The organism is Microcystis sp. LE19-10.1B (genome assembly GCF_027530565.1).
Taxonomy (GTDB): domain Bacteria; phylum Cyanobacteriota; class Cyanobacteriia; order Cyanobacteriales; family Microcystaceae; genus Microcystis; species Microcystis aeruginosa.
On sequence record NZ_JAPZQM010000675.1, the window covers coordinates 1 to 8,556 of the forward strand.

The 8,556-nt window shown below is 41.5% G+C and carries 5 protein-coding genes and 1 pseudogene; 1 reads left to right on the plus strand and 5 read right to left on the minus strand.

Going from position 1 to position 8,556, the window contains the following annotated elements; translation table 11 throughout:
- Positions 1–133: 133 nt before the first annotated feature.
- The 5 genes from O9332_RS24105 to O9332_RS24125 form a co-directional block, all read right to left on the minus strand.
- Positions 134–502, minus strand: a complete 369-nt coding sequence (locus O9332_RS24105) for a Het-E N-terminal domain-containing protein (protein ID WP_288027684.1) — start codon at positions 500–502, stop codon at positions 134–136.
- Between the two features lie 468 nt (positions 503–970).
- Entirely contained in the window at positions 971–3,757 is a 2,787-nt protein-coding gene (locus O9332_RS24110) for a cation-translocating P-type ATPase (protein WP_002758544.1), read from the minus strand.
- A gap of 223 nt (positions 3,758–3,980) precedes the next feature.
- Positions 3,981–5,087 (minus strand): hybrid sensor histidine kinase/response regulator, encoded by a 1,107-nt coding sequence (locus O9332_RS24115; protein WP_043999005.1) that lies wholly within the window; start codon positions 5,085–5,087, stop codon positions 3,981–3,983.
- A 365-nt stretch (positions 5,088–5,452) separates the two neighbouring features.
- Positions 5,453–5,896: a hypothetical protein gene (locus O9332_RS24120; RefSeq protein ID WP_288027685.1), complete on the minus strand. Its 444-nt coding sequence runs from the start codon at positions 5,894–5,896 to the stop codon at positions 5,453–5,455.
- Between the two features lie 53 nt (positions 5,897–5,949).
- Positions 5,950–7,509, minus strand: coding sequence for a hypothetical protein (locus tag O9332_RS24125; protein WP_002758541.1), 1,560 nt, complete (start codon positions 7,507–7,509; stop codon positions 5,950–5,952).
- 419 nt (positions 7,510–7,928) lie between these two features.
- Between O9332_RS24125 and O9332_RS24130 the strand changes: the two are divergent.
- Positions 7,929–8,417: pseudogene (locus O9332_RS24130) on the plus strand (hypothetical protein); the annotation flags it as partial.
- Positions 8,418–8,556 lie beyond the last annotated feature (139 nt).

Here is an 8,556-nt window from a genome sequence, read left to right on the forward strand (position 1 = left end):
GATAAATTCTCTCTAGCATTTTCTGGCTCTCGGGGTTTAGGTCTCTAATCAATCTCATTGTATTTTCCTGCTGCTTCGTTTTTTTATGTATTATACTTCTTAATTTTTTATTTGGGTAATTAATTTTGCATGACTACTTACTAGCATTACCCGTGCCAGAGGTAGCAGCATATTTAACATTACTGATATTTTGGGTGATAATTTGTTGTCCACCGGGTTGTTCTTGGAGCTTGTCTAGTAAATCTTGGGCTAATTTAGTGATTTCATTATCTTTATCAACCCCCGCTTCGACAATTTTATCTTTTAACAAACCTTCAGCTTTCTTGATATCCTCTGGTTTTGCCTCTACCATTGCCTGTGCTAAAGCATCATTAGCAAACTTACGCTTAATCAAGGTTTTCAAACCTTGATATGTATCTTTAACACCTTTTTCCGCCGTATCTTTAGCCGCAGCAACCGCACCGGCAGTCAAGGCGGCGATAATCAGAGAAACTGGTTCCATTGTTTGATACTCCCAATACAATATTGCTAACTCAATTTTAGATCAAAACAATTTTTAATAGTAAGCCAAATCGCAATCAGCTAGAGAACTGGAATTTCACGGCCAAGGCACTAAACCTTAAAATTATTACTATGTAGGATTTGCTGAATAAATGTGAAATGTAGGCAAGGTAGGGGCTTTCTGGCTTTTCTCTGGAAACAGGTGCAAGATTTTGAGAGAATCGTGCTTCAAAACCTTGCGTCTTCATCGGCCCGCGTCCTGTAGGGGCGAAGCATTCGGGCAATAACCTATCGATGAAACCGTAGATTTTCTATCCGAATGCTTCGCCCGTACTTTTTGCCGCAAACCCTATATAAGAATCGTAGCCGAAAAAGCCAAACTACGGTTTTCCCAGTGGATGGGGTTTATCAGTTATCAGATTTGAGTTTTCAATTCACTGTTTACTGAACAATGAAAAAAACTCCCTGATTATCGCCGATGATACCAACGGGTAAATAATTTTTCTAACTCCACCCAAACGAATAATAAGGTACTAAATCCCAAACAGATTAATAATTCTTCTTTAGTTAAAAATTGAGTGCCGAAAAAATCCCGCAGGGCAGGAACATAGATTAACATCAGTTGAAAAATTGTCGTCAGGGTTACTGCTACCCAGAGATAGGGATTAGTCAAAGGATTCATTTCTATGGTAAGATGATCGCTCGATCGCACGGAAATGGCATGACCCATTTGAGCTAAACAGAGAGTAGTAAAAACCATAGTTTTCCATGAACCAGTATTACCAAAAAGTGGATCCAAGCGCACAGCGATCAACATTTGAGTGATATTAATAATCGAAAAAATAATCCCAATTCTCACGATATAACTGCCCAAACCGCGAGCAAAAATACTTTCTTGGGGACTAAAAGGAGGGCGACGCATAATATTAGGAGAAGCGGGTTCCACTGCCAAAGCTAAAGCAGGTAAACCATCAGTAACTAAATTCATCCAGAGAATTTGTAGGGGAGTTAGGGGAGTAACTAAACCCAAAAGAGGCGAAGCAGCGATAGTAATCACTTCCCCGATATTACTGCCGAGAATATATTTAATAAAACTGCGAATATTGTTATAAACCACTCGCCCTTCTTCCGTGGCGGCGACGATGGTGGCAAAATTATCATCAAGGAGAATCATATCACTAGCCTCTTTGGTGACATCGGTGCCAGCGATTCCCATGGCAATACCTATATCTGCTTGTTTCAAGGCCGGAGCATCATTCACCCCATCTCCGGTCATAGCAACAAATTTACCCTTTTTTTGCAAGGCGCGGACAATAGTTAATTTATGTTCGGGGGAGACACGGGCATAGATGTTAGTTTTGTCAATGATGTTTTCTAGCTGAATTGGTGATAATTTATCTAATTCTCGCCCTGAGATGACTAAAGCTCCCGCTTGGGCAATACCAAGACTTTTAGCCACCGCTAGAGCGGTTAATTGATGATCACCGGTGATCATGATTGGACGGATTCCCGCTTCTCGACACCTAGCCACGGCGATTTGTACCTCCGGTCGCGCTGCGTCGATCATACCGACCATTCCTAACCAAATTAGGGCATCTTCGCTGATTTCAGTTGATTCTGGCGGATAAATCAGGTTTTTGTAGGCTAATCCTAAGACTCGTAAACCCCTGTTAGCCATAGCATTGTTAGCGACTAAGACTTTTTCTTTTTCCCTATCCCCAAAAGGAAGACTTTCTAATCCCGATTGGTAGGAGAGACATTGTTCAAGGATTAATTCCGGGGAACCTTTGGTAAATAGTACGGGATTGACTCCTTGACAAATGACCGACATTCGCTTTCTTTGAGAAGAAAAGGGGATTTCAGCGATTCTAGGGAACTCTTGCTTGGTTAGGGATAAATTTAAGCCCGCTTTCGCCCCTAAAACTAATAAGGCTCCTTCCGTGGGATCGCCTAAAATGCTATCGTGACCGTTATCGAGGTTTAAACTGGCATCGTTGCAGAGGATACTGGCAATTAAAAGATGATGTAATTCTAGATCGGTTTTGGGATCGATCGCCCGTTGCTTGGAGTCTAAAAATTGTCCTTTTGGGCTATATCCTTCCCCAGTAACTAAAAAACTGCGATTAACTGTCTCTATCTCCCGCACGGTCATTTTATTTTCCGTTAGCGTCCCGGTTTTGTCGGAACAGATCACATTAACGGAACCAAGGGTTTCTACTGCCGGCAGTTTACGAATCAAGGCCTGACGTTTGACCATGCGTTGGGTACCTAGGGCGAGCGTTAGGGTGATAACTGCGGGTAATCCTTCGGGAACGACGGCTACTGCCATACTAAGGGAAACTTCCACTAATTCCTCTAGGGCCGACCAACCGGCATTGATCAGGCCGATGGTAATAGTTAGGGCCACTAGAATGAGAGAACCAGCAACAAGGACATTACCCAAGTGAGTCATTCTTTTTTGGAGAGGAGTGGGTTCATTGCCGACTGTTGCTAACATTTGAGCGATTTTGCCTAATTCCGTTGTCATCCCCGTATTGGTAACGATGACCTTGGCCCGGCCTTGCAGTACCTCTGTTCCGGTAAAGACAAAATTTAAGCGATCGCCGAGGGGAGTATCTCTGTCTAAGGGGTCAATGGAGGCGGATTTATTAACACTATTTGCCTCTCCTGTCAAGGCCGATTCGCGAATTTGCAGGTTAAAAGCTTCGATAATTTGGCCGTCGGCACTGATTTGGGTTCCCGCTTCAATCAGCATGATGTCCCCGGGGACGAGATTAACCGCGTCTATTTCTCTGCGTTGACCCTCGCGAATAACATTAACTTGGGGAGAGGAAAGTTTTTTTAAAGCGGCCAGAGCTTTTTCGGCGCGACTTTCTTGCAGATAGCCGAGGATGCCATTGAGGATGACAATTGTTAAAATAGCGATCGTATCTTTGAAGGGAACACCAATTTTAGCCAGATGACCGCGCTGTAATGCTAGTAAATCTAGTCCCCCAGAAATTATGGCCACGGCAATTAAGAGCAGGAGCATAATATTGGTAAACTGATCTAGGAGAATTTGCCAATTACTGCGCCCTGGACGTTCTTGTAGTTCATTTTTGCCATAATATTTAATTTTTTGGGCGATTTGCTCCCTATTGAGGCCATTAACAGCCGAACTACCGAGGATAGATAGGGTGGTTTCCACCGGATAGGTATGCCAAGGTTGTTGCAAGTTAAGGCTAGAATGGGCAGAATAGTCGGCATTAGCGGCCATGGCAAGTGAAGATAGTTGATCTAAATAGATCTTAGCCCTTTCTTTCCCCGGTAACAGGAAAAAACAAATGTTTAAACTGGCTCTTCCTGCTCATAGACAGTCTTAACGAGTAATGTAGATAAGTAGCTGGTTATAATTAAATTGAAGATAGATCCACCCTTAATCCCCCCTTGATAAGGGGGGTGTCTGAAAGTTTTTAACATCTACCTACTTAGTCAACAGCTTAGTAGGGCAAAGTAAACCAAAATTGTGAACCTTTTTCGTCATTATTCATAATGCCAATTTCGCCCCCGTGAGCATGGATAATTTGACGACATAGATATAAACCTAGTCCTAAACTAATCTGATGATTATTATTGCCTCGTTGATAGCGATCAAATAATTTTTTTCTCTGGGTTTCGCTAATTCCCACCCCATTATCGGCAATACTACACCGGAGATAATTGCCCTCTAGTCTAGCGGATAAAGTGATAATTATCCCCTGGGGATTGTGTTTAAGGGCATTGGCTAATAAATTCTCAAAAACTCGCCAGAGATGGTGAGCATCGGCATTAACTAAGGGTAAATCGGGGGGAAAATTATTAATTAAAGTTGCTTGATTTTCCTTTAATCTTAACTCCCATTCCTGACTGATCTGTTGACCAATTTCGTAGAGAGATAAAGGCTTTAGTTCTAGGGAAACTCCCCAAAGATCATTTTGTCGGGTTTCGACGAGAGAATCAATTAAAGTTAATTGTCGATCGCAACTGTTGGCCATCTGTTGTAAAATCTTCTGGGATACTTCTTTAGTTTCTCCCTGAGAATTTTTAATTAAATTATTTAAGATCATTGACATCCCGATCACGGGATTGCGGAGATCGTGAGAGACGGCATGAAGATAAATTTCTAAAGTTTCCTCAGTTTTTTGACGTTCTTTAATTTCGTTTTGGAGTTGTTTTTTTTGACGGCAAATAGTTAATTGATTTTCGATGCGGGCCATCACTTCTTCCCCTTGAAAAGGTTTAGAAATGTAATCGACACCTCCCACTTGAAAAGCTTTGACTTTATCTAAGACATCATCAAGAGCGCTGATAAAAATCACGGGAATTTCTCTGGTTTTTTCATCAGCTTTTAACTGTTCACAAACTTGATAACCATTGAGATCGGGCATATTAATATCGAGGAGGATCAGATCGGGAATTAGCGATCGCACTGTATTCAGGGCCATCTGTCCATTAATCGCTTTGCGTACCTGATAGCCCTTCTCGGTGAGCATAATCGACAATAGCCGCACATTATTGGGCAAATCATCGACAATTAAGACACTAGGGCGCAGTGTGAGTTGAGTCATGCCGGTTATCTTATAACTCAAACTATTTAAATAGGGTTTGCTGAATAATGGTAAAACCCTTTTAAAATAAGGCTTTTGACCTGTTAAAATCCGATGTTCATGCTGCGAAAATCGGATTGGGACCTTCAAAAACCTTGCATTATCCTTCTTGTAGTACAAAAATGGTACGAAAAGAGAGGGCAACAAAGCCTGAAACGACCGACGACCGGCTACTGACGACCGACTCCTAACCCCACCAACAAACTTTTTCAGCAAACCCTAAATAAAGTGTATAAAAAAAACAGGGGCTTGCCGAAAAAGTTTTTCCTGGGGGCAGCGTGTCGGGTGGGACAAGCGAGAAAGTCTCGTTACTCTACAGCGAGCGACTAGGGATTGTTGCCCATAAAAAAAGCACGGAACCCCACAGCAATCAAGGAACCACTCAAAAGAGTTATTAATGTCCAAATTTGGTTACTTTGGGTTCCTTCCACCTTGATCAGTCGATTATCCATACTATCGACTTTCTCTGTTAAAGTTGCTAGTCCTATCTTGACATCGGTGACATTTTTCTGTAGGGTTTCTAGCTTTTGCTCGACATTTTTCTGTAAAGTTTCTAGCTTTTGATCAAACCTTTTTTCGAGATTATCTAGCTTTTGCTCGAAACTTTTTTCGAGATTGTCTAGCTTTTGATCAAACCTTTTTTCGAGATTGTCTAGCTTTTGCTCAACATCTTTCTGGAAGGTGTCTAGCTTTCGATCAACACCTTTAATACTATCTTTAATTTCCTTAAGGACAGATTCCAGGGAATAGGTAACGGTTTCTGCTGTCATTGCGGTTAACTCCTATCAGTCGAGAGATAATGTAATTATCGATAAAAATCCTCTTAATTCTCCACTTGATTTTTTTGGGAAAATCTCGCATCATCTTCCAATTTGTCGCTGATTTCCGGCAGTTTTAGCAATATTCCAGCGAATAACCAATAGTAAACAGAAACAGGCTCGACGGAGAGAGGATAATAGTAGGGGTTATAGCTAATAAAAAGTATAAAAATCCAGATACAGAGACCCCAATGCTTTAAAGCAGCATTTTTTACTTTTAAATAGGCTTTAAAGGTGAGAATACAGAGAATTGTCACCAGTGCCATAAAAGCGATAAAACCGATGATACCGATTTCGTGGACGAGTTTAGCGTAGTAGGTTTCAATTAGTCTTATCCCTTCTTCTCCCGCTACATGAAGAGCGCCACTGCTGGCTCTGCCTAAACCAAAACCAAAAAGCTGTACATATCTGAAGCTCAACTGCATTTGATTGCCTACAAAGTCAATGGGAGACGAATATAGCCAGCGACCGATAAAATTTAGCCCTCTTTCCTGAATAAAGGGAATTAACGTCACCGCGAGCAGGGAAATCAGTCCCAAGATTCCCAATTTTAATGGTAACTTTCGTTTACTTTTGCTAGTAACAATAAAAAGAACCAAGTAAAACAAAGGTACTAGCAAAAAAGGTAATCTTTGTCCAGAAACCAGAGTCGCAAGCAAGACTAAAACCATGGCCACCCAACCAGCGACGCGCCATCTTTTTTGCGGATCACTAAAACTGGCCGCGTAACTGATGACGCTACTAGATACTAAAAACCAACCCCATTGCCAAGGATCGGAAAATGTGCCGGGGAGACGAATTAAGCCTCGATCGGGATTATACAACAATGAACCGCCGACAAAACATTGAGCTTTCAAGGTGGCTTTTTCGGTAATATCCGGATAAAATTGGCTGTCAGATTTCGGGACACGGACTTCGAGTTGATTGAGGAATTCATTGTCAGGACAGATACCTTGGACGAGTAAGAAGTATTGAATTAGAGCTAAACCGCAACAGACTAAGATCATCACGATTAAAACTCGGTTAACCATGAATAAATCTCGTTTTTGCTCGATTAAATAGTACCCACAGAGAACTAGGGGAATATAACTGAGGAGGATTTTTAATCCCACAATTCCCACAGCAATTGCTCCTTGGGGCAGATTGACAAAAAGAAAAGTTATCAAGCTGCTGGCAAGTAAAATCAAAGCTGTGATGAGAAAAGGCTTGATTTTGGGGCGTAATTGTTTAAAAGTTTTTGTTTTAATTAAAATTGCCGCTAAAGCGGCGAAATAAAAGGCATCCTTGGCGATTTTGTAGAGAGCATAGGAGGGCTCTATGCCAATAAAGTTGCCCACTACCTGAAAAACTCTCACCACAGACAAAGCGAAGGTATTACTCAGGGGAAGATAGATGATTAGGGCTAATAATCCCAGACGGGGATGGATAAAAGAAGCGACCATGGCGGGAACTGCCCAAATTCCTAACAAGGCCGCTTTTTTGCCAAATAGAATCCCTAAAACTAGACTGATTATTGTAGTGGCGATCACTAATATAATTAGCAACAGGGGATTAATCTCTTTCATACCGTGCGGGTTGAACAGGTTTAGCAGAAAGTGTACCGGATTTTTGCCGAGATTCTCATTCTCAATGGCGGAGGTGGGGAGCTTTTCAGTGATCAGTAAACAGTGAACAGTAAACAGTAATCAAGTGAGGTTCTTTTTGTTTGTGTTAGGCAATAGACGGGGTTATAAGAGATGAAACCCTTATATAGAAAGACATTTGGCGATTTTTGTCAATTGTTTTCCATCTAGAACGAACTAATCAATTAAGTCTCTTGCCAGATAAGGATGTAGTCTATTTATGCCACCCGATCAAACCATACCAAGTAACGAAGAACCATCAGTGAACTGAAAACTCACATCTGATACTGATCAAAGTTTCCTCTTGCTTCTTACCTCTTGCTATACTTATGTAAAATTTTATTTATCTCGATCTTGACTCCGTGGCCGAAAATCTTTCTTTTCAAGACCTTTATCAAGCTGGAATCAGTGCTTTTGAGCGTGGACAATATCGTCTTAGTGTCCAGCAATTAAATGCGGCTTTAGCCTTAATTTCCTTAGGCTCCCGAGAAGGGGGTGAGATTCAAATTTGGTTAATTTCTGCCCATCAAGGGTTAGGAGAGGGGGAGAAAGCTAGTGAAATCTGTAGGCAACTTATTACCCATCCTATCTATCAAATTCGCGAACAGGCCAAGCGTCTGCTTTATATTATCGAAGCTCCCCGTCTCAAACGCCCAGATGAGTGGATGACGAAGATTCCCGATTTAGAGAAACTTCCCGATAGTACACCGCAATTTAAAAAGGGGACAAATAAACAGAAAAAAGAAGAATCCCCCGCACCCATGCAGTTAGAGCAGCATAAAAATACTGTTTTTAGCGGACTGGCGATCGCTATTGTTCTATTGATGCTCTGGTTTTTTGCTAAAAATAGCCAGCAATTCCAAATTCAGAATGTAGCAAGGAATACAGAATACAAAACGCTTTTGCCCTGTAGCTCCCCATCCAAAATCAAGAAGAATTAACGCGAGTAACAGGGATGGCCTCATCGAGCATAAAGTCTAAAAGGTGGTG

What these genes read in the sequence shown, in the direction of transcription:
- O9332_RS24105 (WP_288027684.1), bottom strand. Translation starts at nt 502, where the DNA reads ATGGAACCAGTTTCTCTGATTATCGCCGCCTTGACTGCCGGTGCGGTT.
- O9332_RS24110 (WP_002758544.1), bottom strand. Translation starts at nt 3,757, where the DNA reads ATGGCCGCTAATGCCGACTATTCTGCCCATTCTAGCCTTAACTTGCAA.
- O9332_RS24115 (WP_043999005.1), bottom strand. Translation starts at nt 5,087, where the DNA reads ATGACTCAACTCACACTGCGCCCTAGTGTCTTAATTGTCGATGATTTG.
- O9332_RS24120 (WP_288027685.1), bottom strand. Translation starts at nt 5,896, where the DNA reads ATGACAGCAGAAACCGTTACCTATTCCCTGGAATCTGTCCTTAAGGAA.
- O9332_RS24125 (WP_002758541.1), bottom strand. Translation starts at nt 7,509, where the DNA reads ATGAAAGAGATTAATCCCCTGTTGCTAATTATATTAGTGATCGCCACT.